We start from the raw sequence: 25,996 nt of genomic DNA on the forward strand, positions 1-25,996 counted from the left end.
CCGAGGCGGGGTTGTCGGTGAACACTGGTGACCGTCAACCGCACGTTCCGACGGAAGGACAAGCCATGCCCACACGCGTTTCCCGCACAGCCTGGAACGGAACCCTGCAGGAGGGCTCCGGGCAGGTCGAGCTGAGCAGTTCCGGGGCGGGCACCTTCGAGGTGTCGTTTCCCAAGCGGGCCGCGGACGACGCGGACGGGACGACGAGTCCGGAGGAGTTGATCGCCGCCGCGCATTCGTCCTGCTACGCGATGCAGTTGTCGGCGCTGATCGGGGAGGCCGGCGGTGTCCCGCAGAGCCTCGAGGTGACGGCGGCGGTCAGCCTCGGTCCGGACACCCCGGGATTCAAGCTCACCGGCATCGCGCTGACTGTGCGCGGCGAGGTCGACGGACTCGACGCCGCCGGGTTCGCGACTGTCGCGCAGGCGGCCAGGGAGTCGTGCCCTGTCAGCAAGGCGCTGACCGGCGTGGCCATCACATTGGACGCGGCCCTGCTCTGACAACCCCGCGGCGGCGTCGCAGCGCTGGTCAGCGGCGTCGCCGGGGTTCGGCGGCCTGCGGGGGCCAGCAGTACGGGCATTTTGTTAGAAAAGGCAAGGATCACTCTCGCCAACGGTCGAATATCCCTATATCATGGCTGTACCGCGCCGATGCAACCACCTACCGGTTCCGGCGTGGACCCCCCATGAAGACGGTCGCGAAGGCGCAGGTCGAGGATGTCGGCGCCAGGATTCACGGCTGCCGATCAAAGTAAGGATTCACCGCAGTGATCAAGCCCACCATTTCGCCTGCCCGCCACCTGGTCGCAAAGATTGCGTTGACCGGCCTGCTGGCCGCATTGCCCCTCGGGATCGCCGCAGGCCCGGCGCTCGCCGCAGGCACCCACGCAGGCAGCTGCAACTTCGACGGAAACGTCAAGTGGGTGAAGGACTGCCCCAACGACAACTAGGATCCGAATCGACATCCATCGCTGCGGCGATGGATGTCGGTGTATCAGAAGCATTTTCAAGCAAATAGCCTGGCCGTCGGGGCAGTGGCAAACTCCCTGCCTCGGCCGGCTGTCACTTCCGTGCGCGATCGCACCGGGAGCCGTCGTCATCTCGTACGACTGCACGGTTCTCGCCGGCACCCAGGGGCGTGCGCAACCACACCAAGGCCGACCGGATGCTGGAAGTTGCTCTGCGCAAGCAGATTCCGCTCGTGCTGTTCGCCGACGCCGATATCGGCATGGGTGGCCCGCCGATAGTCGAGGGCGGCGGGCTCGACGACGCGATTCGACCCCGCGCAGTCGCGGGAGTGGATCCGCCAGCTCGGACGCGCACGCGGCTAGGAACAAAGCGCCGATGGTGGACGTTTCAACCATTCGTGAGCATCGAATCCGTTGACCAGTCCACCACCGCCGCCGTCGTGATGGAGGTGTGGTCCGACATCGCCTGCCCCTGGTGCTACATCGGCAAGAAGCGATTCGAGACCGCGCTCGCGCAGTTCGCGCAGCGCGATGAGGTCCAGGTCGTGTGGCGGTCGTACCTGCTGTCCCCGGACACCCCGGTCGGTCTCCGCCGTCCAGAGGTCGACGCGCTCGTCGAGATGAAGGGCATGCCTGCCGACCAGGTGAAGCAGATGTTCGCGCACGTCGCGAGCACCGCCGCCGCGGACGGCCTGACGATGGACTTCGACACCGTGATCGCCGCGAACACCTTCGACGCGCACCGGCTGATCCACTTCGCCGGCGACCGCGGGCAGGACCTGATGGCCGCGCTGTTCCGCGCCCACTTCGAGCAGGGTCGCGTCGTCGACGACCGCGACGAGCTGGTCGCGATCGCCGCGGAGGTCGGGCTGGACGCCGAGGAGGTTCGTGCCGCGCTCGACAGCGACGAGGCAGCCGACAAGGTCCGTTCGGACATCGCGGAGGCCCGCGCACTGGGGGTGACCGGCGTCCCGTTCTTCGCAGCGAACCGGGCCGTCGGCGTGTCCGGCGCGCAGCCCGTGGAGGTGTTCACCCAGCTGCTCGAGAAGGCCTACGCCGACGCGAGCCCGATCGTCACCCTCGCCGGGGCGTCCGAGGCGGACGGCTCCTGCTCGGACGGCTCCTGCGCCGTCTGACTCCGTCCCCCGGCAACCCCCGCCGGTACCCCCCTGCCCAGGGTGATGGGAACCTTCAGCCGGTTAGGCCGAGCGAAGGTTCCCATCACCGTGTGGTGGACACTGCTCAGCGGACGCCCGCGAGCGAATTCCGTTGCCCGGACGTCCGATTGGCGCGCTCGGTGAGGAAGGCGAAGCCTAGTCCGAGTAGCAGCCACAGCGTCGCCTGAATGGCCAGCGACGACACCCGGAACTCCCACAGCAGGGTGGCAGGGAAGTCGCTGCCGACCTCGTTGACGCCGGGAAGCGCGACGTAGCCGATGCCCACGACCACCAGGAACGCCAGCAGGGGCGCGGCGATGCGGACGCTCAGGAACTGGTGTGCCGAGACGATTCGCGCCGCGTACGCCGCCAGCCCGACCGCCAGCAGTCCGAGCAGTACCGAAGCGAGCCAGAGCCAGGTCCGCTTGTCGATGGTGTCCGGGTCGCCGACCGCGGGCGGGTTCGCCGGGTACTTGAAGAACGGCACCGCCTCGATCGCGAGCCAGCCGAGCCCGGCCAGGCACAGTCCCAGCACCGGCCCGGACAGGTCGCTCACCCGCCGGGCGTAGTGGGCCACGACCGCGAAGATCGCGCCCAGCGCGAGGCCGGCCAAGGTAGTGGCCAGGAACAGTCCGAATCGCTGACCGTCCCGGCTGACCAGCGCGTCGTCGCCGTGCGAGTGCCCGGCGGGTTCGGCAGCGGCCTGGTCCGGATGGGCGGTGGCATCGCCGGACGCGGTGTCGTGCTCGTGCGGCGTCGCCGCATGTTCGGCGGGAGCGGAGGCAGACTCCTCGATCGCAATGGCTGCGTCGATGTGCGGTTCGCCGATCACGAATGCGACGGCACCGGCGAGCAGTCCGGCGACGAGGCCGGCCAGCAGGCCGCGAATGAGGAGTTTCGTGAAGGCGTCGGTCAGTGGCACGGCAGGCCCAGCAGGTGGCGACCGTCGTGCATCAGCTCGTGCATGTACATGCCGCCGCGAGAGACCGCGCCCTGGTCGAAGCCGACCAGGTACAGGGTTAGCATCGCGAGCAGGACCACGCCCGCGATGATCATCGCAATGCCGATGGAATCGGTTGCCTTGCTGGGGGTGTGAACGAGTGCCATGGTTCCTCCTGGGATAGCGCGTCCCGTAAAAAAGCCCAGGCGATGGCCACGGTATCTGGCTGTCGAGGGTGTGCCTCGATCACAGTGGCGCGACCGCTCCGGGTTTACACCGGATTCCCGTCGACCATCGCACTTACTCGCGCACTGTCGCACTCGCGCGGCGGCCCTGTCAATCGGCCGCCGCGCGAGTGCACAGGATTTCAGGACTTGGCTGCGCCGTTCACGTCCAGTACGACCTCGAACTCGAGCAGCGAGGATCCGGACGCGACTGGCTTGGCGCGCTCTCCGGAATGCGCGGCGCGGGCAGGGCCGTCGGCCCAGGCCTGGAAGGCCTCCTCGGTCTCCCACTGGGTGACCACGAAGTACCGCGCGTCGCCCTTGACGGGGCGGAGCAACTGGAATCCGAGGAATCCGGGGGAGTTCTCGACCGCGTGAGCGCGGTTCGCGAACCGCTTCTCCAGCTCGGGGCCTGCACCCTCGGGAACCTCGATTGCGTTGATCTTCACGACTGCCATGACGGCGAGCGTACTCCCGGGAAATCGGTCGCAGGAGGTGTACCGAACCCGGTGCGCGGTCAGTCGCGGGCGCCGCCGGTGCCGGGTTCGGCGAGGTGCTCGGTGAGCACGGCCAGCTGAATCTTGCTGGCGTCGGAGTGCACTCGGCGGCCGGCGTCGGTGACGTCGACGAAGACGCCGCGGCGGTCGGACTCGCACAGCGAGCGCGCCACCAGTCCCGCCTTCTCGAGCCGCGCGACGCTGCGGGAGAGGGCGCTCGGACTCAGGTACATGTCCGCTGCGAGTTCCTGCATTCGCGGATGTTTGCAGGTGACCGCCACGAGACGGTCCAAGGTCTCGAAGTCGCTCATGCTCAGCCCGTGGGCGCTCTGCATCTGCCGGTCGAGGTCGCAGGCGATGCTGTTGTACCTGCTCAGCAGGGTCCGCCAGGTGTCGCGGAGTTCCGCTTCGGCAGTCATGGCCGCATTCTAGTTTCGCCCCGGAATTAGTGCAAGTAAACTAAATGCAAACAAAATTAGTGCTTGCGCATTGATTGCACGTGCATCTACTGTTTCGAACGTGACCATCAGCGACACGACCTCGCCCCCACTCGCCACGGCGGACGGCTCCGCGTCCGCCCCCGACCAGGCCTGGACCGCCCGACTCTGGGGCGTCCTGGCAGTGCTCTGCCTCGTGCTGTTCCTCGACGGCCTCGACGTGTCGATGGTGGGCGTGGCCCTACCGTCCATCGGCACCGAACTCGGCCTGGAAACCACCTCGCTGCAGTGGATCGTCAACGGCTACGTGCTCGGTTTCGGTGGCTTGCTTCTGCTCGGCGGCCGCACCGCCGACCTGCTCGGCCGCCGCAAGGTGTTCCTGGTCGCCCTGACCGTCTTCGCGATCGCCTCGCTCGTGGGCGGACTCGTCGACAACGGGACGTTGCTCATCGTCAGCCGGTTCGTGAAGGGGTTGGCGGCGGCGTTCACCGCGCCGACCGCGATGTCCATCCTGACCACCACCTTCAAGGAGGGGCCCGCGCGCAATCGTGCGCTGTCGATCTTCTCGGTGTTCGGGGCGAGCGGCTATTCCTCCGGACTGATCCTCGGCGGCTTGCTGACCAGCGCCGGCTGGCGCTGGACGTTCCTGATGCCGGTGCCCTTCGCGATCATCGCGTTGGTCGGGGGCGTGCTGCTCATTCCGCGGGACCGTCCCGCGGACTCGGGTGGGCACGACCTGGTCGGTGCCGCGACACTCGTCGCGGGAATGCTGCTGGCCGTCTACACGGTGGTCTCGGCGCCGGCCCGAGGCTGGACGGCTCCGCTCACGCTGGCGTCGTTCGCGCTCGCCGCAGCCCTGCTCGTCACCTTCGTCGCGGTCGAGCGGCGGATCGCGCACCCGCTGGTACGCCTCGGCATCCTGAAGGTCGGCGCGATAGTCCGGGCGAACCTCAGCATCATCGCGCTCTTCGGGTCCTACCTGAGCTTCCAGTTCATGATGACCATCTTCCTGCAGTCCGGACTGGGCTGGTCGCCGCTGCAGATGGCGATGGCGTTGCTGCCCGCCGGTCTCATCGTCGCGGTGGTGTCGCCGTTCGTCGGTCGCCTCGTGGACCGCTTCGGTTCGCCGCGGATGATCATGGCGGCGATCGGTTCGCTCAGTGCGGGGTACCTGTGGTTCCTGTTCGTCGGCAGTGACCAGCCGTCGTACGTCGTCGCGATCGCGCCGAGCGTGATCCTGCTCGGCTTCGGCTTCGCGTTCGGCTTCACCTCGATCATGGCGCAGGCCACCGCGGGCGTCGCCGACTCCGAGCAGGGCCTGGCCTCGGGCCTCGTGCAGACCTCGATGCAGGTCGGCGCCGCACTGGTGCTGGCGTTGACCACCGCCCTGGTTACCGGGGGCTCGCACGCCGCGGGAGCGGCCGCAGTGAGCTTCGACCAGTTCCGGCCGGGACTCGTCCTGGTCACCGGAGTGGCTCTGGTCGGATTGGCGATCACCGTCTCCCCGCTGCTGCGCCGGCGCGGCAAGTACACCGCGGTGCCGGTGGTGAACCGCGCCTGACGGACTCGGCAGGGACGCGGCACGGCACCGGGCTAGTCTCGGTGCCGTGCTGCACGACGAGGGTGGGACCGGCCGGCCAATTCTGTTGCTCCACGGGTTGATGGGCAGTGCCCGCACCTGGCGGCGGCACGTGCCGTGGCTGCGCGGGTACGGCCACGTCTACACCTTCGACGCCGCCGGGCACGGCCGGCCGGCGCCCGCGGAACTGACCACCGAGGCCTTCGTTGCGGACCTCGCTGCCGCCGCGGCGCCGATCGACGAGCCAATGGTGGTGATCGGGCACTCGATGGGCGGATTGCACGGATGGTGCTTCGCGGCAGCGCATCCCGATCGGGTTCGGGCGCTGGTCGTCGAGGACATGGCACCCGACTTCCAGGGGCGCACGGCCGGCGACTGGGCCGCCATGATCGGATCCTGGCCGCAGCCGTTCCGCGACGAGCAGCACATGGTCGACTTCTTCGGACCCGTTGCCGCGCAGTACTTCCTGGACTCCTTCGAGGAGCGTCCGGACGGCTACCACCTGCACGGCGAGGTCCCCGTCTGGCGCGACATCTCGGAGGAGTGGGGCACCCGCGACTTCTGGCAGCAGTGGTCGCAGGTCCGCGCCCCGGCTCTGCTGCTCGAGGGTGAATTCACCATCACCCCCGAGGGGCAGATGCGCGAGATGGCGCGGACCCCAAGGGAATCGGTGACCCGGTACGAGTGGGTCGAGGGCGCCGGACATCTCGTGCACGACGACCGACCGGACCAGTACCGGGCCGCCGTCGAACGGTTCCTCGACGAGATCAGCCGTTGATCAACGACTGCACCGCAGCGCCGTAGTGGTTGACGATCCGGTCGTGCGGTGCGGCGACGAGCGCGGGGTCCATCTCGACGAACAGCGCCACCATCAGCCCGCCGATCTGCGCGGACACCAGTCGCGACCGCAGCTCCGCGTCGTCCCCGCGTAGGCGCGGCGCGAGCGGTTCGACGATCATCTTGTCGATCGACTCCTGAAGGTGGGCCTGCACCATCGGGCGGTCCGAGGCTCGCACAAGTGCGGCGAAGACCGTGGTCGCCACGGTGCCGGCGCGGGTGCGGCTGAGGATGAAGTCGACTAGGTTGCTACCCAGGTCGTCCAGTGGACCGGCCATCACCTCAGCGAACGCGTCGGACATGGTCATCACGCGCAGGAACAGCTTTTCCTTGGAGCCGAAGTACCGGATGACCAGGGCGGGGTCGATCCCGGCTTGGCGCGCGATCTCGCGGACTCCAGTGGCGGCGAAGCCGTTCGCTCTGAACAGGTCGGTCGCCACCGTCAGGACGGCGGTGCGGTGCCCGCCCGATGCGTCGGGCTCGGTGTTCTCGCTCACTGCGGCTGCCATTTCCCATTCCCCCGATCGTCGGACGGTCGCTCCATTCTATCAACACTGTTGACAATTGGCGTCAACGGTGTTGACATCAAGTGGTCAACAGTGTTGACGCCACGAGAGTCAGGAGTACCCGATGCACGACGGACGCCACGAGAACCTGGAGCAGGCACTGGATGCCGACGCCCGCGCACTGGCGCCGGAGGTCACGCCGCCCCCGCCCACGGCCGCCCCGAACTGGCGGGCCGTCATCGGCGCGATGAGCTTCCCGCTCTTCTTCGTCGTCATGTTCGCGCTCTGCTACGTCAGTGCGTTCCACAGCCCGCAGCCCCACCACGTCCCGATCGCGGTCGTGGGGGACTCGGCACAGGCGAGCGCGGTCGTCGACGCGCTGTCCCCGCAACTCGGCGACCGCTTCGACCTCACCGTCTCGACCGATCTGGCCGGCACCGTCGACAGGATCGAGTCCCGCGACCTGGTCGGAGCGATCGAGCTCGGCCCCACGATGACGGCACACATCGCCTCTGCTGAGGGGCAGTCGCTCGTGCAAGCCGTGGAGGGCGTGGCCCGACCGCTCGCCGAAGCCCAGGGAGTGCCCCTGGCGGTGACCGATCACGCGCCGCTCAGTGCCGGCGACAGCACCGGCACCGGGTTGTTCTACTTCCTGGTCGTCTGCACCATTCTCGGCTACCTGACCATCACCGTCGTGTCCCAGGCCGCACCGACGATGCGCGTGCGCCATCAGCTCGCGACCCTCGGCGTCATGTCGGTGGTCGGCACGATCGTCGCGTTCCTGGTCTCGTCGGTGTTCGTCGGGACGTACGGGGCCTCCGCGCTCGGTATCGCAGCGCTCCTCGCCATCGCCGTCGCCTACGCGTTCACGGTCGGCGTCGTCACCATCCTGCTGAACAAGCTGATCGGCCGTGCGGCGATCTTCGTGGTGATGTCGGTGATGATCTTCCTGAACTTCCCCAGCGCGGGCGGCGCGATCTCGGCGCACCTGCTGCCCGGATTCTGGGCCTGGCTCAACAACTTCTGGATCGGAGCAGGTGCCATCGACGCGATGCGTGCCGTGGTGTACTTCGACGGCGCCGGGGTCGGCGGTGGACTGCTCGTCGTCGGGGCCTGGCTGGTGCTCGGGGGCGCACTCCTGGCGCTGGTCTCGCGGCGAAAGGCGCCGGCGGACGGCTAGCGCCCGGGTCGACCGACGTCAGCCCTCGCCGGCCAGCGCGAACAGTCCGTCGTCGGTCTGCTCCACCAGTCCGTCCACCAGCAGCGAGACCAGCGCGCGGTCTCGCTGCGTGGTGTCGGAGAGCCAAACCTGGTCCAGCCGTGCACGTTCCACCGGACCGTGGCTCTCGCGCAGCACGTCCATCAGGCGCCCGCGCACCTGACGGTCGGTGCCTGCGAACTTCTGGACCTTGCGCGGCGGGCCGGTGTGTTCGGGTCTGCCCGCGAGCACCCACGCGCAGTCCTCGAGCGGGCAGCGCGCGCAGTCGGGGGTGCGGGCCGTGCACACGGTTGCACCCAGCTCCATCAGCGCTGCCGAGAACACTGCCGCACGGGCCCGGACACGCGGCAACAGCGCCTCGGCGTCGGCGAGATCCCGGTTCGTCGACGGGTTGCCCGGCTCGGCGGCACCGTGTACGGCACGGGCGATCACCCGGCGAACGTTGGTGTCCACCACCGGAACTCGTTGCCCGTAGGCGAAGCAGGCCACCGCACGCGCGGTGTACGCGCCGATGCCCGGCAGTCCGAGCAGTACCTCGACATCGGTCGGTACCTCGTCGTCGTGGTCGGTCGCGAGCCTGCCCGCGCACTCGTGCAGGCGCAGGGCCCGGCGTGGGTAGCCGAGCTTGCCCCACGCTCGGAGCACCTCGCCCTGGCTCGCGGCGGCCATCGCCGAGGGCACCGGCCAGCGGGCAACCCACTGCTCCCAGATCGGTGCCACTCGCACCACCGGCGTCTGCTGCAGCATGATCTCGCTCATCAGGATGTGCCAGGCGGTGACGCCGTCCCGGCGCCACGGGAGGTCGCGAGCCTGACGCTCGTACCAGCCGATCAGTGCGGAGGAATTCACCGGATCGTCATGCCCTCTCTTCGCTGTTTCGCGAGGTCGCCTCGGAGCGGTCGATGTGGCGGGGTGCACAATGGCTGGCATGCCAAACTCAAACCCGATTTCGGCCTGGAAGGCCCTCAAGCAGGGTAACGACCGCTTCGTCAACGACGCCTCGCTGCACCCCAGCCAAGGCATCGCCGACCGCGCCAAGCTCGTCTCCTCGCAGCACCCCACCGCGGTGCTCTTCGGCTGCGGCGACTCGCGCGTCGCCGCGGAGATCATCTTCGACCAGGGTCTCGGCGACATGTTCGTCGTACGCACCGCCGGCCACGTCATCGACAGTTCCGTCCTCGGCTCCATCGAGTACGCCGTCGACATCCTCAACGTGCCGCTGATCGTCGTGCTCGGCCACGACAGCTGTGGCGCCGTCGCGGCCACCCTCAATGCACTCGACAAGGGCGAGGTGCCCGGCGGCTTCATCCGCGACATCGTCGAGCGGGTCGCACCGTCGATCCTGATGGGTCGCAACGAGGGGTTGAGCACGGTCGACGAACTCGAGGGTCGCCACGTGGTGGAGACCGGGTCGCTGTTGATGGACCGCTCGCGGATCATTGCGGACCGGGTCGCCAACGGGACCTGCGCCATCGTCGGCGTCACGTACACGCTCTCCGACGGCGGGATCAAACTCCGTGGCTCGGTGGGCGACATCGGTGAGGTCGTCGACGAGGAGTCCGCGACCGCCTGAGCCGAGTCCGTGTGAGCGACACGCCGGACCTGGTGGGCGATCGCGTCGGCCCGGGCACCTACCGTGGTATCCGTGTTGGAACCATCCGGGCCGCTGCCCCCCGAGATCTACCAGCGACGCCGCATGCTTGCGCTCGGCGTCGCGGTGGTCGCCGTGATCGTGCTGGTGTTGATCGTCACCTCCCTTCGCGGCGGTGGCGACGACAAGGCGTCCGCGGAAGCCGTGGCCGCGAGTTCCTCCCTGACGTCGACGACAGCCTCGGCGTCGACGAGCGTCACGGAGGGCTCCGGTTCCGAGTCGAGTGGCACGGCTGCGCAGGCTTCGGGTTCCGCGGCTCCGGTCGCGGGCTCGGTGTCCGGGTCGGCGGTGCCCGCCGGGCAGTGCCCCGACAACTCGCTCGCCATCAAGGCCAGCTCCGACCAGCCGAACTACCCGGCCGGCACGGAGCCGTCGTTCGGCATCGTGGTCACCAACATCGGCAACGCGCCGTGCGACCGCGATCTCGGCGCAGGCATGCAGCAGGTGATGGTCTACACCCTCGACGGTCAGAAGCGGTTGTGGTCGAACACCGACTGCTTCCCGAACACCGCACCCGACGTGCGCACCCTCAAGCCGGGAGAGCAGGCCGCGTTCACGGTCAAATGGTCGGGCGCGACCTCGGAGCCGGGCTGCACCGCGCAGCGGAACCCGGTCGGTCCCGGTGCGTACACGGTGGTCGGTCAGCTCGGTGCCCTGCGCAGCACGCCGGAGCCGTTCAACCTCGGCTAGGCGGCTCCGCCGCCTGTGAGTCTTTCTGGTCCCTGTCCGGGCCAGATGGACTCACGGGCACGGAGTGCCTAGTCGAACGGACCGGCGATCGAGGTCTCGGCGAGCCGGGACAGCCCCTCGCGGATGTGCCTGGCCCACAGGCCGCCGATGCCCTCGACCGCCTGAAGGTCGGCGGCCGTCGCGGCGAGCAGGCCCTGCAGAGTGCCGAACGAGCCGACCAGCCGGTGTACCTGGTGGAACTGCAGCCGCGGCACCCGCGCGAGTACCCGGTATCCGCGGGGGCTCATCGGAGCGTCGAGCGCCTCGATGGTCGCGGGGTAGCCGAACGCGCGGGCCAGCGTGGTCAGGTCCAGCAGGTCCGCATCGGTGAGCTGGTCGAGCGCGGCGAGGGTCTTCTCGACAGCCTCGGTCGGTGCCTGCCCCGACCCGGCCAGGTAGTCGCGGACCACCAGTTGCCGCGCCACGTCGTTGTCGCCGACCAATTCCTCGAGCTGCAGTGCCAGCTGCCGGCCGTCGGTGCCGAGTTCGAGCACGTCGCGTTCGATCTCCACCGACACCCGGCGCACCATCTCCAGTCGCTGTACGACTGTCAGCGCGTCGCGCAGTGTCACGAAGTCCTCGATCTCGACGACCGAGAGCGCGTTGGTGACCTCGGTGAGGCGCGACTTGTACCGCTCGAGGGTGGCCACGGCCTGATTCGCGCGCGACAGAATGGTCGCGGATCCGTCCAGCACGTGCCGGACCCCGCCGACGTAGACGCTGACGATGCTCATCGACTGGCTCACCGACACCACCGGGCAGCCGGTCTGGATCGCGGTGCGCTCGGCGGCGCGGTGCCGGGTGCCGGACTCGACGGTCGGGATCTTGTAGTCGGGCACCAGTTGCACGTTGGCGCGGACGATTCGGGTGCCGTCGGTGGAGAGCACCACCGCGCCGTCCATCTTGGACAGCTCGCGCAGTCGGGTCGGCGCGAACTCGACGTCCAGTTCGAAGCCGCCGTCGCAGAGTTCCTCGATCTCCTCGTCGTAGCCGAGCACGATGAGGGCACCGGTGCGGCCGCGCAGAATGCGTTCCAGACCGTCGCGCAATTCGGTGCCCGGCGCCAGCCGGGCGATCGTCTCGCGCAGCGTGGCCGCGGTGTCTTCCATCGCCGTCCCCCTGCTCGCCGACCCTCGCGGCCCCGGTCCGATGCACGGGAGTCGGTCACCCCGCGCTTTATTGCCGCGGTTAGCCTACCTATCCATGAGTAGTACCTGGACGTTGCCCGATGATCTCGACCTGCCGACCCGACCCGACTTCTTCCCCGCGCCCGGCGAAGCGCTGCCGCAGCACTGGTCGAAGTGCTTCGGCTGTGGCGACGACCAGCCCAGCGGAATGGCGATGACGTTCATCGCGGAGGAGGGCATCGAGGTGTCCGGTCGGCTGACGGTCGCGAACCGCTACCAGGGCGGACCGGGCGTCATCCACGGCGGCATCCTGTCGGTTGCATTCGACGAGACGCAGGGGATGGCGTGCATGCTGCTCGGGGTGCCGGTGGTCACCGGGCACCTGGAGATCGACTTCGCCAAGCCCATTCCGCTCGGCTCGGTACTCGAGTTCCGCGCCCGGATGGACGGCATGACCGGTCGCAAGCTGTACACCAGCGCGGAGGCCCGGATCGTCGAGGGGCCGACCGCCGGGGACGACGTCGTCGCCACCTCTCGGGGCCTGTTCCTGACCATCAAGCCCGAGCACTTCACGCCGATGAAGGACTTCGTCGACGGCGAGGCGACGTCCCCGTTCGGCAGTTCCACGCTCTAGACGTCCTAGACGGCCTCCATCCTGCGGGGTAGGACGCGCAGCGCCTCACGCAGGGTGGAGACCGCGTCGACCTTCATGCCGGCGGGGTGCGGCCCGGAGTCGAGGGGCACCACCGCGTGGGTGAACCCGAGACGCTTGGCCTCCGCCAGTCGCCGCTCGACGGCGGTGACGCGGCGAACCTCCCCGGCCAACCCGACCTCGCCGAGCACGACCAACCCGGGCGGCAGCGCCGCGTCGCGGTTCGCGGACGCGATGGCCAGCGCGAGCGCCAGATCGGCTGCGGGTTCGGTCAGGCGCATGCCGCCGACCGTCGCGGCGTACACCTCCTTGTCGTGGGTCCGAACACCGCCGTGCTTGGCGAGCACCGCCAGCACCATCGCCACCCGCGCGGCGTCCATGCCGCTCACCGCCCGGCGCGGCGACGGGTTCTGCGTCGGCACCACCAGTCCCTGTACCTCGCCGAGCAGCGCGCGTTTGCCGTCCATCGAGACGGTGACGGCGGTGCCGGGAGCGGTGTCGTCGCGGTGGTGCAGGAACAGGCCGGAGGGATCGGTGACGCACTCGATGCCGTCCTCCCGCAGTTCGAAGCAGCCGACCTCGTCGGCGGAACCGAACCGATTCTTCACTCCACGCAGCATCCGCAGCGTCGAGTGCTTGTCGCCCTCGAAGTGCAGCACCACGTCCACCAGGTGCTCGAGCGCGCGGGGTCCGGCGACCGCCCCGTCCTTGGTGACGTGGCCGATCAGCAGCACCGGAATGCCGCTGGTCTTGGCGAGCGTGGTCAGGGCGGCGGTGACGGCCCGGACCTGGGTGACGCCGCCGGTGACACCGTCCACGTCGGCGGCGAGCATGGTCTGCACCGAGTCGACGATCAGCAGGGTGGGCCGGACCTGTTCGACGTGGCCGAACACCGTCGCAAGGTCCGATTCGGCAGCCAGGTACACGCGGTCGTGGACGGCGCCGGTGCGGTCGGCACGCAGACGCACCTGCCCGGCGGACTCCTCGCCGGTCACGTAGAGCGACCGGTCGTCGGGGCTGCGGCGCGCCCACCGGTGCACGACCTCGAGCAGTAGCGTCGACTTGCCGACGCCCGGTTCGCCCGCGAGCAGGACCACCGACCCGGGCACGATGCCACCGCCGAGGACCCGGTCGAGTTCGGGCACTCCGGTCGGCTTGGCTCGGCTGATCGTGGAGCTGACCTGCGTCAGCGGCATCGCGGGGGAGGTGGGGACGAGACCGGCGCCGCGGGCTCCGGTCGTACCGGGCCGATTGGCGACGGAGGCGAGCATCGGGGCCTCCTCGACGGATCCCCAGGCGTCGCACTCCGGGCAACGGCCGACCCACTTGGCTGTCACGTGCTGGCAGGCCGAACAGCGGTAGCTGGATTTGGGTTTCGCCACGGGAGCAGCCTAGGGGGTGCGTCCGACACGATCCCCGAACGCAGCAACCCCCGAAAGCAGCAACCCCCGACGTCGACGACGTCGGGGGTTGCTGTGGTGAGAACTAGTGGCCGCCGCCGCTGCTGCCGTGCGACTCCGAACCGGCACTGCCCGACGCGGCGGACTCGTGGCGCTCGGTGGTCGGGCCGGCGTCGACGGGGACCTGAACAGTGATGTCGCCCGCGCGCTCGAACGTGAAGGTGATCGGCACGGTCAGGCCGGGCCGCACACCCTCCTTGATGCCGTCGAGGGTGACCAGCACGAGCTGGGTCGGGTCCTCGGGGTTGTCCAGCACGGTGGCCGCGCGGACGCCGGCGCCGAGGGAGGTCTGCGGCTCGATCACGCGGCCGCCCGCCTCGCCGGCGATGGTGACCGACTTGGCGTAGTCGGTGGTGATCCGGCCGAGTCGCTCGGACCGGTGCTCGTCGTTGTTCACCGCGGTGAACGCGAGGGCAGCGGTTCCGCCCGGCTCGAGGCTGTACTCCTCGCTCTGCGGGAACACGATGTGCACGTTGCGCAGCGAGACGTCGCCTTGGTTCGCATAGTTACCATTCACCGCCGCAACCTGGGTCGCGGTCTGGGTGATCTGGCCCGCGCTGCAGGCGGACAGCGAGATGGCCGCGGCTGCGGCCAGGGCAACGGCGGTGGCGACTCGGCGAGTCGACGCATTCAGGGCTGTCACGGGTTGTCCTCCACGGCATCGGGTCGTAACTCCACTAGGCAGAGTAGTAGTCAGATCCCGCGCGTCGATCCCCGGGTCGTTCTTCGGCAGGTCGCGTCGCGCGCCGGAAGGCCGAATTGCGGGGCCCGGCGGTCGAATTCGAGGCATCTGGATGCACGTTCGAGTCCCCGTGTCAACCCCTGTAGGCACCTCGCTGTGCCCCTGACCAGCAACGTTGGAACCACCGCGACGAGAACCCGTGTTAAACTGGGCAGATCGAAAGGGGCACGGGACAGATGATTTTTAAGGTCGGAGACACCGTCGTATACCCCCACCACGGAGCGGCGCTGATCGAGGCAATCGAAACTCGCACCATCAAGGGTGAACAAAAGGAATATCTCGTTCTGAAGGTCGCGCAGGGCGACCTCACCGTTCGGGTCCCAGCAGACAACGCCGAGTACGTCGGCGTTCGTGATGTTGTGGGTCAGGAGGGTCTCGACAAGGTCTTCCAGGTGCTCCGCGCACCGCACACCGAGGAGCCGACCAACTGGTCGCGTCGGTACAAGGCGAATCTGGAGAAGCTCGCGTCGGGCGACGTGAACAAGGTGGCCGAGGTCGTGCGTGACCTCTGGCGTCGCGAGCAGGATCGCGGGCTGTCTGCCGGCGAGAAGCGGATGCTGGCCAAGGCTCGGCAGATCCTCGTCGGCGAGCTCGCGCTCGCCGAGGGCACCGACGACGCCAAGGCCGAGATCATTCTCGACGAGGTTCTCGCTGCGGCGTCCTAGCAGAAATGACTGAAGTGACAGACCCGGTCGACGTGGAAGACGGAGGCCGGGTCGTTGCGTTGGTGCCGGCCGCCGGTCAGGGGGTCCGGCTGGGTGAGGGGCTGCCCAAGGCGTTCGTGACGGTGGGTGGTCGGACACTGCTGCGACTGTCCGTGGACGGACTGCTCGCGTCCGGTGCGGTGGACCGGGTGGTCGTGATCGTGCCCGAGGACCGGATTGTCAGCGTCAGGAGCGAGCTGCCCGACGGTGTCGACGTGGTCGCGGGCGGGGCGGAGCGCACCGATTCGGTACGCGCGGGCATCGCCGCCGCAGCCGACGCCGACCTGCTGCTCGTGCACGACGCGGCCCGGGCACTGACCCCGCCTTCGCTGATCGCGCGCGTGGTCGCCGAACTGCGGGCGGGTCGCGAGGCCGTGGTGCCCGCACTGGCGGTCGCCGACACGATCAAGACGGTGGACCTGCTCGGTGTCGTCACCGGTACTCCCGACCGCTCCGAGTTGCGCGCGATCCAGACGCCGCAGGGGTTCGACGCGAGCCTGCTCCGACGGGCATACGCGGCAGCGGACGAGGCCGCCACCGACGACGCGGGTCTGGTGGAGCGCCTCGGCGCGCGGGTCCGGACCATCGCGGGCGAACCGCTGGCGTTCAAGATCACCACCCAACTCGACCTCGCGCTGGCCCGCGCCGTGGTCGGCGAGCAAGATTCGATCGAACGGTAGGGAGTGCACGGCGTGCGTGTGGGTATCGGTACCGACGTCCATCCGATCGAGGCGGGCCGGCCCTGCTGGATCGCGGGGCTGCTGTTCGAGGGCGAGGACGGTTGCGCCGGTCATTCGGACGGCGACGTCGCGGCCCACGCGCTGTGCGACGCGCTGCTGTCGGCTGCGGGTCTCGGTGACCTCGGGTCCGTGTTCGGCACCGGCCGTCCGGAGTGGGACGGGGCCAGTGGCGCCCTGCTGCTCGGCGAGGTGCGGCGGCTGCTCGAGGCGGAGGGACTGACCATCGGGAACGCGGCCGTCCAGGTCATCGGGAACCGCCCGAAGATCGGTCCGCGCCGGGCGGAGGCCCAGTTCGCGCTCAGTGGTGTTCTGGGCGCGCCGATCTCGGTGTCCGCGACGACCACCGACGGACTGGGGTTGACCGGCCGCGGTGAGGGCATCGCGGCCGTCGCGACCGCGCTGGTACTTCCCGCGGGTTCGGACCGGTAAGATCGCACGTCGTGACCCTGCGACTGTTCGACACCGAGACGCGGGCCTTGCGTGACTTCGTTCCGCTGGCCCCCGGACACGCGTCGATCTATCTGTGCGGGGCCACCGTCCAGGGCGATCCCCACATCGGTCACGTTCGCAGCGGCGTCGCGTTCGACGTGCTGCGACGCTGGCTGCTCGCCCACGACTACGACGTCGCCTTCGTACGGAACGTCACCGACATCGACGACAAGATCCTGAACAAGGCCGCCGAGGCGGGTCGCCCGTGGTGGGAGTGGGCGGCGACCTACGAGCGTTCCTTCGACTGGGCCTACGGCCAGCTCGGCGTGCTGCCGCCGTCCGCGGAGCCGCGGGCGACAGGCCACGTCACCCAGATGGTCGAGCTGATGCAGCGGTTGATCGACGCCGGACACGCGTACGCCGCGGCCGGCGACGTGTACTTCGACGTGCAGAGTTGGGCAAGCTACGGCGCCCTCTCCGGGCACAAGCTCGACGACGTGCACCAGGGTGAGAGCGCGGCCGAGGGCAAGCGCGACCCGCGCGACTTCACGCTGTGGAAGGCGGAGAAGCCGGGTGAGCCGTCGTGGCCGACGCCGTGGGGGCGCGGCCGACCGGGCTGGCACCTCGAGTGCTCGGCCATGGCCGAGGCGTACCTGGGTTCCGAGTTCGACATCCACTGCGGCGGGCTGGATCTGGTGTTCCCGCACCACGAGAACGAGCTCGCGCAGAGTCGCGCGGCCGGTGACGGGTTCGCCCGCTACTGGCTGCACAACGGCTGGGTGACCATGGGCGGCGAGAAGATGTCCAAGTCCCTCGGCAACGTGCTGTCCGTGCCGAATGTGCTGAAGAGAGTTCGGCCGCAAGAACTTCGCTTCTACCTCGGTGGTGCGCACTACCGGTCGATGCTCGAGTACTCCGACCATGCGCTGGACGTCGCGGCGGAGACCTACCGCGGCATCGAGGCGTTCGTCCTCAAGACCCAGGACCGGGCCGGCGACGTCCCGGTCGGCAAGTGGACCGCGGAGTTCGCTGCCGCCCTCGACGACGATCTCGGTGTGCCCAAGGCGCTGGCCGCGATTCACGGCCGACGCAGCGAGGGCAACAAGGCGCTCGACGCCGGCGACCTGGACACCGCCCGGGAGATCGCCGGGCAGGTGCGCGCGATGATGGGCATTCTCGGTGTGGACCCCCTCGACCCGCACTGGGCCATGGAGTCCGCCGACGCGTCCGCCGCACACGACGCGTTGGACGTGTTGGTCCGGGCGAACCTCGATGCGCGCGCACGGGCGAAGGCCGACAAGGACTGGGCGGCCGCCGACGAGATCCGGGACCGGCTCGCCGCGGCGGGTATCGCGGTCACCGACACCCCGAACGGGCCCGAATGGGCACTCGAGACGAACCACAACGAAGCAGGGCAGTGATGGCTGGCAATTCGAGCAGGCGCGGCGCGATCCGCAAGACCGGCACCAAGAAGGGCCAGGTCACCGGTTCGGGCGGCAAGGGGCGTCGCAGCCTCGAGGGCCGCGGCGCGACCCCGCCCGCCATCGAGCGGACCAAGCATCCCGCGGCCAAGCGGGCGCGGGCGGCGGCCAAGGCGGCTGATGCCGGCCGGACCGGTGGCAGCGCACCGCGGGGCCGTGGCGGCTCCCCACGCAAGGGCGACGCCGGTCCGGAGAACGTGCTCGGCCGCAACCCCGTGCTCGAGTGCCTGCGCGCCGGTGTGCCGGCGACCGCGTTGTACGTGGCGGTCGGCACCGAGAGCGACGACCGGCTCAAGGAGAGCGTGCAGATCGCCGCGGACGCCGGTATCTCGATCCTCGAGGTCCCGCGCGGCGACCTGGACCGGATGAGCGCCAACGGCCTGCACCAGGGTGTTGCCCTGCAGGTGCCGCCGTACCGGTACGCGCATCCCGACGACCTCATCGCCGAGGCCCGCAAGCAGCAGGAGCCGGCGTTGCTGGTGGCGCTGGACAACATCACCGACCCCCGCAATCTCGGCGCGGTGGTGCGTTCGGTGGCGGCGTTCGGTGGGCACGGTGTGGTGATCCCGCAGCGCCGCAGCGCATCCGTCACCGCGGTGGCGTGGCGGACCAGCGCGGGCGCGGCGGCTCGACTGCCGATCGCGCAGGCCACCAACCTGACGCGGACGCTGAAGGACTGGGCCGACAAGGGCGTCCAGATCGTCGGGCTCGACGCGGGTGGCGACACCACCCTCGACCAGTACGACGGCAAGGGTCCGGTGGTGATCGTGGTCGGATCCGAGGGCAAGGGCCTGTCCCGGCTGGTCCGCGAGACCTGCGACACCATCCTCAGCATCCCGATGGCGGGTCCGGTCGAGTCGCTCAACGCGTCGGTCGCGGCCGGCGTGGTGCTCGCCGACATCGCCCGCCAGCGAAGGCGCTGACGCGCCTGTGCGCGCCGTTCACCCCGGTTGGGGTGAATCGCGCGCACAGTACCTGACCAGGAGGTTTCCGTGGTCGGCCCCGTGAGCCCGGATTTCGATCCTGCCGTGTGGCGGGAGTTCGGCCGACCACTGGTCGGAGCCTCGGGCACCGGACCGCTGGACGGGATGACCGTCGCGGTCAAGGACCTGTTCGACGTCGAAGGACGTCGGGTCGGGGCGGGCAACCCCGACTGGCTCGCCGAGTCGGCACCGGCCGCGCACACCGCGCCGGCGCCCGCCGCGCTGCTCGCCGCCGGCGCGACGATCGCGGGAATCGCCCGCACCGACGAGTTCGCGTACAGCCTGGCCGGGACGAACGGGCACTACGGGACTCCGCCGAATCCCGCAGCGCCGGACCGGATCCCGGGCGGATCCAGCTCCGGCCCTGTCAGCGCGGTAGCGCTCGGGCAGGCCACGGTCGGGCTGGGCACCGACACCGCCGGATCGATCCGAGTCCCGGCGTCGTACCAGGGCCTCTACGGGATCCGTCCGACGCAGGGCGCGGTGCCGACCGACGGACTGGTGCCACTTGCACCGTCCTTCGACACCGTCGGGTGGTTGGCCAGGGACCCCGAGACTCTGCTCGCGGTCGGCCGGGTGCTGCTGCCGAGCCGAGACCGACGGCCGTTCACGCGGGCGATCGTCTCCGACGACCTGTTTTCGGTGGCGTCGGTGCAGGTGCGCAGCGCGACCGGAGTGGCGATCGCGGACTGGCGGGGCGAGTCGGATCTGCCACCGCTCGAGGAGCGGTCCTTCGACGCAGCCTGCTTGCCTGCCGCGGTCCGCGACTTCCAGACCGTGCAGGGCTGGGAGGCATGGCAGGCGAACGGGCCGTGGATCTCCCGGCACTGGGACAGTCTGAACCCCGACGTCCGTTCGCGATTCGAGAAGGCCGCCGGGTACACCGTTACCGACCGCGACCGGGCGAGTGTGCGGCTGGCCGAGTTCGCTGCGGAACTCGACCGAATCCTCGGCGACGACCTGATGCTGCTGCCGTCGGCCTCGTCGGTGGCGCCGACGCGAGCGGAGGCGTCGCTCGGCGGGCCGGTGGTCGAACGCGCCCGCGCAGCGACGTTCGCCCTCACCTGCATCGCCGGCGCGACCGGTCGCTGCGCGGTGAGCGTGCCGGTGCCGACTTCCGACGGCATCCCGGTCGGGCTGTGCCTCGTCGGGCCGCGCGGGCGCGACCTCGACGTGCTCGAGCTAGTTGCGCGACTCGGAGGACACGAGGCTCGGTGACATCACACGAGTTCGAGCAGTCGGTCTGCGGCGACCACAGCCCCGTCGGTGGCCCGGATTCGTGAACCTGTCGCCGCTGCGGCCTGTCGGTAGGCGGGGGAGTCGAGCAGTGCTTCGAGCGCATTCCGGATCTGTTGGGGGGAAGCACTTTTCCTTAGGGTCAGCCCGGCACCGGCGCGAGCGACCGCGGCGCCGACCATCGGTTGGTCGAGCATCGGATGCATGGGCAGGATCAGCAGCGGAACGTCGTAGGACAGCGCGCGCATCGCGGTTCCGTGACCGCCGTGCCCGACCACCGCTGCGCAATGCGGCATCAGTCGGTCGTGCGGGAAGGCGCGATGCATCTCGACATTCGACGGGGATCGGAGCTCCGCGGGGTCGATGCTGGCGCCGGTGGTGACCACCGCCGAGACATCCATGACGGCGACAGCGTCGAGTACGCGTTGGAGTACCTCCCGTTGGCCGGCAAATGCGATCGTGCTGAGGCTGACCAGGATTCGCCGGCCATCGGCGGCGGCGTGCGAGGGAGTGGTGTCTTGAACCACGCCTGACCAGACCGCGTTGGAGGGTTCGGGTCCGGCCGGGTCGAGTTCGCGATCCGTACAGACGAGTACTAGATCTGCCGCGTCCCACAACCTTCGGGGATTCTGGCGTCTGACGCGGCCGACGGTCCCGATGGGTCCGCGGAACCATGGCCCGCGGAAGTATCCGTAGAAGGTGTGCACCAGTGCTGCGTGCCGCATCCCGGCATGTGAGGCGGCGTCGAGGACGCCCAGCAGCATGCAATCCACGACGACCAGGTCCGCCGGATCCGATCGGACGACCTCGAGCATGTCCTCGCCCATACCGCGGCCGGTGAACATCCGAAGGTATGAAGCCAGACCCTTCGCATTGGATTTCGCCTCGGCCGAGGACCAGGGCGGGCTGCGTCGATACGGTCGGAAGGCGAGTCCGTCGGATTCGACGGCCGTGCGCTGCCGTTCGTGGCCGAGCACCCGGACGCGATGTCCGCGGCGGGCGAGCTCGCGGCCGATGCCGAGCATCGGTGGCACGTTGCCGCCGGCATCGAGGGTGACGAGCAGGATCTCGGACATGTCAGCCCCCTTCGAGGCTCGACCGAACCGTGCGCAGCACGCGGCGCTCGGCATCCACCCGGCGGAGGTCGCGGTCCGGGCACCCATTTGTGTACCGACGGTCGGATCTCATGGTGATTCGAGTTAACGCCACGTATGGGCGTCCTTCAACCGCGTGCGAAGCGCAGCGCGGCCCCGGGCACGAGTTGCGCGGCCGCAGCCAGGTCGTCGTCCACGACCACCGCGATCACCGGGTAGCCCCCGGTCACCGGATGGTCGGCGAGGAAGAGCACCGGCTGCCCGCCCGCAGGCACCTGCAGCGCGCCCGGCACCATGCCCTCGCTGGGCAGTTCGCCTCGGTCGGCGCGCTCCAGCGGTACCGGCCCCTCGAGTCGCATACCGACGCGGTTGCTGTCCTGCGTCACCGTCCACGCCTGGCCCAACAGGGTGTCCAGGGCGCCGGCGGTGAACATCTCGTCGCGCGGACCGAGCCGAACGTGAAGCGTTGCTGCCCCGACGGTCGGGGGTGGGGGAATCAGTTCCTCGGCGGGCCACTGCCGCGCCATCGTGCCGATCGGTATCCGATCACCGGTGCGGATCGACGGCGGTCCGAGTTCGGCGAGGGTGTCGGTGGCCCGACTGCCGAGAGTCGGTGGCGCGTCCACCCCGCCGCGCACGGCCAGGTAGCTGCGCAGTCCGGCGGTTGCGTGGCCGAGGGTCAGGACGTCGCCGTCGGACAGGTGTGTCGCGCTGTAGTCCCCGCACGGAATGCCGTTGACCCGCAACGGAACCCGTGCCCCGGTCACCGCGACCGTGGCCTGTCCGTGGGCGCGGACCTGCAGGCCGCCGAGCGTCACCTCGAGGGTGGCGGCGCCGGGGTCGTTGCCCACCAACCGGTTTGCGCTGTCGTGCGAGCGTCGATCGGCGGCGCCCGAGGTCCCGACACCGAGCGCCGCGTAGCCCGGCCGGCCCCGGTCCTGGACCGTCACCAGGACCCCGCCGCGCACGACTTCCAACCAACTCACCGCACAATTGTCGCCCACCGCGAGCGGGCCGCCGCAGCATCGCCGAATGTCGACCGCCGTGCTGTACGGGCTGGGAACCGTGCTGCCGCTGCTCCTCGGCGCCGCGGTGGGTCTGCGTTTCGACTTGCCGCGAACCGTTCTCGCAGCTCTGATGGCCTTCGGCGCGGGCACGATGGTGGCCGCGGTGTCCACCGAACTGTTCCAGCCGGCGTTCGAGGCGGAGGGTGGTCTGGTCGCCGGAATCGCGCTGATGGCGGGCGCGTTGGTGTACGTGGTGTCCGACCATCTCATCGAGAACAAACTCGGCCCGGCGGCGCTCGGCTGGGCATTGATGCTCGGCTCGCTCTTGGACGGCATTCCGGAGAACACCGCACTCGGTGTCTCGCTGGGCGGCGGGGGAGGCGTCGTGCTGCTCGTCGCAATCGCGGTGGGCAATGTGCCCGAGGCGTTCGCCGGAGGGGCGACGATCGCGGTGCTGGCGGACTCGCTGATGCCCGAGGCGTATCGGGAGGGCGGCTGGTGGGTGGGCCTGTCCACCGCGCTCGGATTCCTGGTCGCGTTCGCCCTCGGCGGGTAGCGGACGAGGGTGCACCCCCGTCGGATTTTCCCGGGAACCGTGACCGCAGGCGCACACTCGACGGGGATGCCCGCGTTGACCTCAAGTGCACTCGAGGTCCTAGCGTTGCGGTCATGCAGCTGAGCAAGACAGAGCCCCCGCCCCGAGTCCGCGGCTGGCGCGAACTACTCGGGCCCGCCTACCTCGGACCGATGGTCGTGCTTGCGGGCGGGGTCGCGCTCTACGCGATCAACATCTACCTGACCACGAGCCTGCTCCCGTCGGCGATCGACGAGATCGGCGGGGCGCGGCTCTACGCTTGGGCCACAACGATATTCCTCGTGGCCTCGGTGGTCGCCGCGGTGCTCGTCAGCAGGCTGCTCGCGGCGGCAGGCCCACGCGGTGCGTACCTGGCCGCGGTCGCCGTGTTCGCGGTGGGCACCGTCGTCTGCGCGGCCGCACCCGACATGGCGATCCTGTTACTCGGACGGGCTCTGCAGGGCTTCGGCGGGGGGCTGCTGAGCGGGCTCGGCTACGCGCTCATCCGGTCCGTCCTGCCCCCGCACCTGTGGGCGCGGGCGTCGGCGTTGGTGTCGGGGATGTGGGGGCTGGGGACCTTCGTCGGTCCGTCCCTCGGCGGGCTGTTCGCCCAGTTCGGCGCGTGGCGTTTGGCGTTCGTGGTGCTCGCGGTGCTGGCGGCCGGAATCGGCGCCATGGTGCCGCGCTACATCTCGGGCCGACGGCCCGACGAGGCTACGCCGGACGTGGTTCCGGTCCGGTCGATGCTGTTGCTCTCGTCCGCGGCGCTGGTGGTGAGCGTGGCGAGTCTGGCGACGCATGCCGGGGTCGCCGCCGCGGGGGTGCTGGCCGGGTTGGCGCTGCTGGTGGCCTTCGTGGTCTGCGAGCGGGGGTCGACCGTGCGGGTGCTGCCGGCCACCACGTTCACCGCGCGCAACCATCTCAAGTGGGCCTACCTGACCATTGCCCTGCTGGCGGTCGCGTCCACGGCCGAGACGTTCGTGCCGCTGTTCGGTCAGCGGCTCGGTGGCCTCGCACCGGTCGCCGCGGGATTCCTCGGTGCGGCGCTGGCGGTGGGCTGGACGATCGGTGAGTTGTCCAGTGCGGGCGTCGCCCGCCCCCGGGTGGTCCGGGCGGTGGTGGTCGCCGGTCCGGCGCTGGTGGCGCTCGGCCTCTTCGCGGCGTCCCTCGGCCAGCGTGAGACGTCGTCCGGGTGGGTGATCGCGACCTGGGTCGCGGCGTTGGTGGTCGCAGGTGCGGGCATCGGCGTCGCCTGGCCGCACCTTGCGACCTTCGTGATGGGCAGCGTCGACGACCCGGGGGAGGGTGGCCGGGCGGCCGCGGCGATCAACACGGTTCAGTTGGTGGCCAACGCGTTCGGGTCTGCGCTGGCCGGGGTGCTGGTGAATCTCGGCGGCTCGATGGCAGGGTCGGCGCAGTTGCTGTTCGGCCTGTTCGCGGTGGTCGCCGTCGTCGCGGTGCCGATGGCGTGGCGCTCGGCGCCGGTCCGGTAGTCCGCCGAGTGTGCACCTGCCGGGGCATCGCCCGAGTGGCGGCGACCGTATGCGCACTCTCGGCGACGGGTCAGAGCGCGTGGAACCGAACGGTGACGCCGGGATGCAGCAGTGCGGGCGGATCCCGGTCCGCGTCCCACATGCGCGCGTCGGTGCTGCCGATCAGTTGCCAGCCGCCGGGCGAGGACCGCGGGTAGACGCCGGAGAACTCGCCCGCCAGCCCGACCGCCCCGGCTGGGACCGCGACCCGTGGCGTCGCGCGGCGCGGCACCCGCAGCGCGGGGTCGCCGCCGACCAGGTAGCCGAAGCCGGGGGCGAAGCCGGCGAACGCGACCGTCCAGTCGCGGCCGACGTGTGCGGCGATCACGCCCTCGACGCCGAGCCCGGTCAGCTGCCCGACCTCCGGTAGGTCGGGTCCGTCGTAGCGGACGCCGATCCGGACCGGCGCGGCGGCCTCGCTGTCAGCGCCTGCCAGCGGTCGGGTCTCGCGCAGCCAACGCGCGATCGCGTCCCGGCCGGTCGCCGCGCGGTCGAAGCGCACCAGGACGGTGCGGGCCGCCGGGACGAGGTCGACCACGCCGGCGAGGCGATCGGCGTCCAGGGCCCGGAAGTACGCGAGAACCGTGTCGAGGTCGTCGAACTCGGCGAGCACCGCGCTGTCGCCCGCGTCGAGCAGACGCATCAGACGAAGGGGGCCAGGTCGACGCCGGCGGCCTCGAGTCGTTCGCGTATCCGTTCGGCCATCGCGACCGCGGCAGGCGAGTCGCCGTGCACGCACACCGACTCCGGGTGCACGGTCAGGATTGTGCCGTCGACGGCCTCGACCTCGGACCGTTCGACCATCCGGAGCACGCGGGCCGCAACGGCTTCCGGGTCCGAGAGCACCGCGCCCGGGGTTCTACGGGAAACAAGTTCGCCGGTCGGCGTGTACGCCCGGTCGGCGAACGCCTCTGTCACCGTGCGCAGGCCGGCGGCCTCGGCCTCGGCGAGGAACGCCGAACCGGGCAGCCCGAGAACCGGGAGGGTGGGGTCGTACGCGACCACCGCCGCGACCACCGCGCGGGCCTGCTCGCGATGGTGCACGATCGTGTTGTACAGCGCGCCATGCGGTTTCACGTATCCCACTGCGGAGCCGCCGGCCTGGGCGAGGCCGTCGAGTGCGCCGATCTGGTAGATCACGTCGGCGGTGAGGTCCGCGGGCGCGACGTCGACGAACCGCCTGCCGAACCCGGCGAGGTCGTGGTAGCCGACCTGCGCGCCGATCCGGACGGTGCGTTGGGCGGCGGCCCGGCAGGTGGTCAGCAGTGTGGTGGGGTCGCCGGCATGGAAGCCGCAGGCGATGTTGGCGCTGGTCACCACGGTCAGCATGGCCTCGTCGTCGCCGAGTCGCCAGGCGCCGAAGCTCTCGCCGAGGTCGCTGTTGAGATCGATGGACGCCATTCCCCGAATCCTAAGCGTCGGCCGTGGTGATCGTCGCGTTCCGGCACACACCTTCTGTCGCCGTCACGCCCGTACCGGTCGCTTACAGGGT

Annotated in this window: 30 protein-coding genes and 1 riboswitch; of the genes, 17 read left to right on the forward strand and 13 right to left on the reverse strand. The window is 69.9% G+C overall.

The window, feature by feature from the left end:
* Positions 1–65: 65 nt before the first annotated feature.
* From FK531_RS03150 to FK531_RS03160, 3 genes are all read left to right on the forward strand, one after another.
* Positions 66–500 (forward strand): OsmC family peroxiredoxin, encoded by a 435-nt coding sequence (locus FK531_RS03150; RefSeq protein ID WP_142095144.1) that lies wholly within the window; start codon positions 66–68, stop codon positions 498–500.
* 266 nt (positions 501–766) lie between these two features.
* Positions 767–949 (forward strand): hypothetical protein, encoded by a 183-nt coding sequence (locus tag FK531_RS03155; RefSeq protein WP_142095145.1) that lies wholly within the window; start codon positions 767–769, stop codon positions 947–949.
* Between the two features lie 416 nt (positions 950–1,365).
* Positions 1,366–2,103 carry a DsbA family oxidoreductase gene (locus FK531_RS03160; protein ID WP_290367597.1) on the forward strand — a complete coding sequence of 246 codons (738 nt, stop codon included), beginning with the start codon at positions 1,366–1,368 and terminating at the stop codon, positions 2,101–2,103.
* A 106-nt stretch (positions 2,104–2,209) separates the two neighbouring features.
* Here the strand turns inward: FK531_RS03160 and FK531_RS03165 are convergent, their stop codons facing one another.
* From FK531_RS03165 to FK531_RS03180, 4 genes are all read right to left on the reverse strand, one after another.
* Positions 2,210–3,046, reverse strand: coding sequence for a CbtA family protein (locus FK531_RS03165; protein WP_142095146.1), 837 nt, complete (start codon positions 3,044–3,046; stop codon positions 2,210–2,212).
* On the reverse strand, positions 3,037–3,231 hold the full coding sequence (locus FK531_RS03170; protein ID WP_142095147.1) for a CbtB domain-containing protein: 195 nt from the start codon (positions 3,229–3,231) through the stop codon (positions 3,037–3,039). Before FK531_RS03170 ends, FK531_RS03165 begins: the two co-directional genes overlap by 10 nt.
* A 27-nt stretch (positions 3,232–3,258) precedes the next feature.
* Positions 3,259–3,375: riboswitch (cobalamin riboswitch) on the reverse strand.
* Positions 3,376–3,431: 56 nt separating this feature from the next.
* Positions 3,432–3,746, reverse strand: coding sequence for a mycobilin-forming heme oxygenase MhuD (mhuD, locus tag FK531_RS03175; RefSeq protein ID WP_142095148.1), 315 nt, complete (start codon positions 3,744–3,746; stop codon positions 3,432–3,434).
* A 59-nt stretch (positions 3,747–3,805) separates the two neighbouring features.
* Complete coding sequence (locus FK531_RS03180; protein WP_142095149.1) at positions 3,806–4,204, reverse strand: MarR family winged helix-turn-helix transcriptional regulator; 399 nt, start codon at positions 4,202–4,204, stop codon at positions 3,806–3,808.
* A gap of 100 nt (positions 4,205–4,304) precedes the next feature.
* Between FK531_RS03180 and FK531_RS03185 the strand changes: the two genes are divergently transcribed.
* Together FK531_RS03185 and FK531_RS03190 are read left to right on the forward strand one after the other, a co-directional pair.
* Complete coding sequence (locus FK531_RS03185) at positions 4,305–5,783, forward strand: MFS transporter (RefSeq protein ID WP_142095150.1); 1,479 nt, start codon at positions 4,305–4,307, stop codon at positions 5,781–5,783.
* Positions 5,784–5,829: 46 nt separating this feature from the next.
* Complete coding sequence (locus FK531_RS03190) at positions 5,830–6,579, forward strand: alpha/beta fold hydrolase (protein ID WP_142095151.1); 750 nt, start codon at positions 5,830–5,832, stop codon at positions 6,577–6,579.
* Here the strand turns inward: FK531_RS03190 and FK531_RS03195 are convergent.
* On the reverse strand, positions 6,569–7,147 hold the full coding sequence (locus FK531_RS03195; RefSeq protein WP_142095152.1) for a TetR/AcrR family transcriptional regulator: 579 nt from the start codon (positions 7,145–7,147) through the stop codon (positions 6,569–6,571). The genes FK531_RS03190 and FK531_RS03195 overlap by 11 nt on opposite strands.
* A 121-nt stretch (positions 7,148–7,268) precedes the next feature.
* Between FK531_RS03195 and FK531_RS03200 the strand changes: the two genes are divergently transcribed.
* Complete coding sequence (locus FK531_RS03200; protein ID WP_142095153.1) at positions 7,269–8,324, forward strand: hypothetical protein; 1,056 nt, start codon at positions 7,269–7,271, stop codon at positions 8,322–8,324.
* An 18-nt stretch (positions 8,325–8,342) separates the two neighbouring features.
* Here FK531_RS03200 and FK531_RS03205 read toward each other — a convergent pair whose 3' ends face one another.
* On the reverse strand, positions 8,343–9,212 hold the full coding sequence (locus FK531_RS03205; RefSeq protein ID WP_246097798.1) for an HhH-GPD family protein: 870 nt from the start codon (positions 9,210–9,212) through the stop codon (positions 8,343–8,345).
* A 79-nt stretch (positions 9,213–9,291) separates the two neighbouring features.
* On the opposite strand from FK531_RS03205, the gene FK531_RS03210 reads away from it, so the two are divergent.
* Together FK531_RS03210 and FK531_RS03215 are read left to right on the forward strand one after the other, a co-directional pair.
* Complete coding sequence (locus FK531_RS03210; protein WP_142095155.1) at positions 9,292–9,936, forward strand: carbonic anhydrase; 645 nt, start codon at positions 9,292–9,294, stop codon at positions 9,934–9,936.
* A gap of 72 nt (positions 9,937–10,008) precedes the next feature.
* On the forward strand, positions 10,009–10,704 hold the full coding sequence (locus FK531_RS03215; RefSeq protein ID WP_142095156.1) for a DUF4232 domain-containing protein: 696 nt from the start codon (positions 10,009–10,011) through the stop codon (positions 10,702–10,704).
* A 68-nt stretch (positions 10,705–10,772) separates the two neighbouring features.
* Here FK531_RS03215 and disA read toward each other — a convergent pair whose 3' ends face one another.
* Positions 10,773–11,852: a DNA integrity scanning diadenylate cyclase DisA gene (gene disA / locus FK531_RS03220; protein WP_142095157.1), complete on the reverse strand. Its 1,080-nt coding sequence runs from the start codon at positions 11,850–11,852 to the stop codon at positions 10,773–10,775.
* Positions 11,853–11,946: 94 nt separating this feature from the next.
* On the opposite strand from disA, the gene FK531_RS03225 reads away from it, so the two are divergent.
* A complete protein-coding gene (locus FK531_RS03225; RefSeq protein ID WP_142095158.1) occupies positions 11,947–12,504 on the forward strand; it encodes a PaaI family thioesterase in 558 nt (185 codons plus the stop codon).
* A 5-nt stretch (positions 12,505–12,509) separates the two neighbouring features.
* On the opposite strand, the gene radA is transcribed toward FK531_RS03225, so the two are convergent.
* Positions 12,510–13,904: a DNA repair protein RadA gene (gene radA, locus FK531_RS03230; RefSeq protein WP_142095159.1), complete on the reverse strand. Its 1,395-nt coding sequence runs from the start codon at positions 13,902–13,904 to the stop codon at positions 12,510–12,512.
* A gap of 103 nt (positions 13,905–14,007) precedes the next feature.
* Entirely contained in the window at positions 14,008–14,625 is a 618-nt protein-coding gene (locus FK531_RS03235; RefSeq protein WP_142095160.1) for a copper chaperone PCu(A)C domain-containing protein, read from the reverse strand.
* Positions 14,626–14,900: 275 nt separating this feature from the next.
* On the opposite strand from FK531_RS03235, the gene carD reads away from it, so the two are divergent.
* The 6 genes from carD (at position 14,901) to FK531_RS03265 (ending at position 20,279) form a co-directional block, all read left to right on the forward strand.
* On the forward strand, positions 14,901–15,389 hold the full coding sequence (gene carD, locus FK531_RS03240) for an RNA polymerase-binding transcription factor CarD (protein WP_007528440.1): 489 nt from the start codon (positions 14,901–14,903) through the stop codon (positions 15,387–15,389).
* 5 nt (positions 15,390–15,394) lie between these two features.
* Positions 15,395–16,108 carry a 2-C-methyl-D-erythritol 4-phosphate cytidylyltransferase gene (gene ispD, locus FK531_RS03245; protein ID WP_142095161.1) on the forward strand — a complete coding sequence of 238 codons (714 nt, stop codon included), beginning with the start codon at positions 15,395–15,397 and terminating at the stop codon, positions 16,106–16,108.
* Between the two features lie 12 nt (positions 16,109–16,120).
* Positions 16,121–16,597, forward strand: a complete 477-nt coding sequence (gene ispF, locus FK531_RS03250; RefSeq protein WP_142095162.1) for a 2-C-methyl-D-erythritol 2,4-cyclodiphosphate synthase — start codon at positions 16,121–16,123, stop codon at positions 16,595–16,597.
* Positions 16,598–16,608: 11 nt separating this feature from the next.
* Positions 16,609–18,018 (forward strand): cysteine--tRNA ligase, encoded by a 1,410-nt coding sequence (gene cysS, locus FK531_RS03255; protein ID WP_142095163.1) that lies wholly within the window; start codon positions 16,609–16,611, stop codon positions 18,016–18,018.
* Positions 18,018–19,001, forward strand: coding sequence for a 23S rRNA (guanosine(2251)-2'-O)-methyltransferase RlmB (rlmB, locus tag FK531_RS03260; protein ID WP_142095164.1), 984 nt, complete (start codon positions 18,018–18,020; stop codon positions 18,999–19,001). Before cysS ends, rlmB begins: the two co-directional genes overlap by 1 nt.
* 69 nt (positions 19,002–19,070) lie before the next feature.
* Entirely contained in the window at positions 19,071–20,279 is a 1,209-nt protein-coding gene (locus FK531_RS03265; protein WP_246097800.1) for an amidase family protein, read from the forward strand.
* Between the two features lie 2 nt (positions 20,280–20,281).
* Here FK531_RS03265 and FK531_RS03270 read toward each other — a convergent pair whose 3' ends face one another.
* A complete protein-coding gene (locus FK531_RS03270; RefSeq protein ID WP_142095165.1) occupies positions 20,282–21,373 on the reverse strand; it encodes a glycosyltransferase in 1,092 nt (363 codons plus the stop codon).
* Between the two features lie 146 nt (positions 21,374–21,519).
* Positions 21,520–22,377 carry a 5-oxoprolinase subunit C family protein gene (locus tag FK531_RS03275; RefSeq protein WP_181762792.1) on the reverse strand — a complete coding sequence of 286 codons (858 nt, stop codon included), beginning with the start codon at positions 22,375–22,377 and terminating at the stop codon, positions 21,520–21,522.
* A gap of 46 nt (positions 22,378–22,423) precedes the next feature.
* Here FK531_RS03275 and FK531_RS22220 point away from each other — a divergent pair, with 46 nt between their 5' ends.
* The gene (locus FK531_RS22220) at positions 22,424–22,954 is read left to right on the forward strand and encodes a ZIP family metal transporter (RefSeq protein ID WP_181762793.1); all 531 of its coding nucleotides are present in this window, start codon (positions 22,424–22,426) and stop codon (positions 22,952–22,954) included.
* Between the two features lie 113 nt (positions 22,955–23,067).
* On the forward strand, positions 23,068–24,465 hold the full coding sequence (locus tag FK531_RS03285) for an MFS transporter (protein WP_142095168.1): 1,398 nt from the start codon (positions 23,068–23,070) through the stop codon (positions 24,463–24,465).
* A gap of 70 nt (positions 24,466–24,535) precedes the next feature.
* Here the strand turns inward: FK531_RS03285 and FK531_RS03290 are convergent, their stop codons facing one another.
* Both FK531_RS03290 and FK531_RS03295 read right to left on the reverse strand, forming a co-directional pair.
* The gene (locus FK531_RS03290; RefSeq protein WP_142095169.1) at positions 24,536–25,147 is read right to left on the reverse strand and encodes a 5-oxoprolinase subunit B family protein; all 612 of its coding nucleotides are present in this window, start codon (positions 25,145–25,147) and stop codon (positions 24,536–24,538) included.
* Positions 25,147–25,905: a LamB/YcsF family protein gene (locus tag FK531_RS03295; RefSeq protein WP_142095170.1), complete on the reverse strand. Its 759-nt coding sequence runs from the start codon at positions 25,903–25,905 to the stop codon at positions 25,147–25,149. The genes FK531_RS03290 and FK531_RS03295 overlap by 1 nt, the downstream gene beginning before the upstream one ends.
* Between the last annotated feature and the right edge of the window lie 91 nt (positions 25,906–25,996).

The sequence above is a fragment of the Rhodococcus spelaei genome, assembly GCF_006704125.1.
In the GTDB taxonomy this organism is placed as follows: Bacteria; Actinomycetota; Actinomycetes; order Mycobacteriales; family Mycobacteriaceae; genus Rhodococcus_G; species Rhodococcus_G spelaei.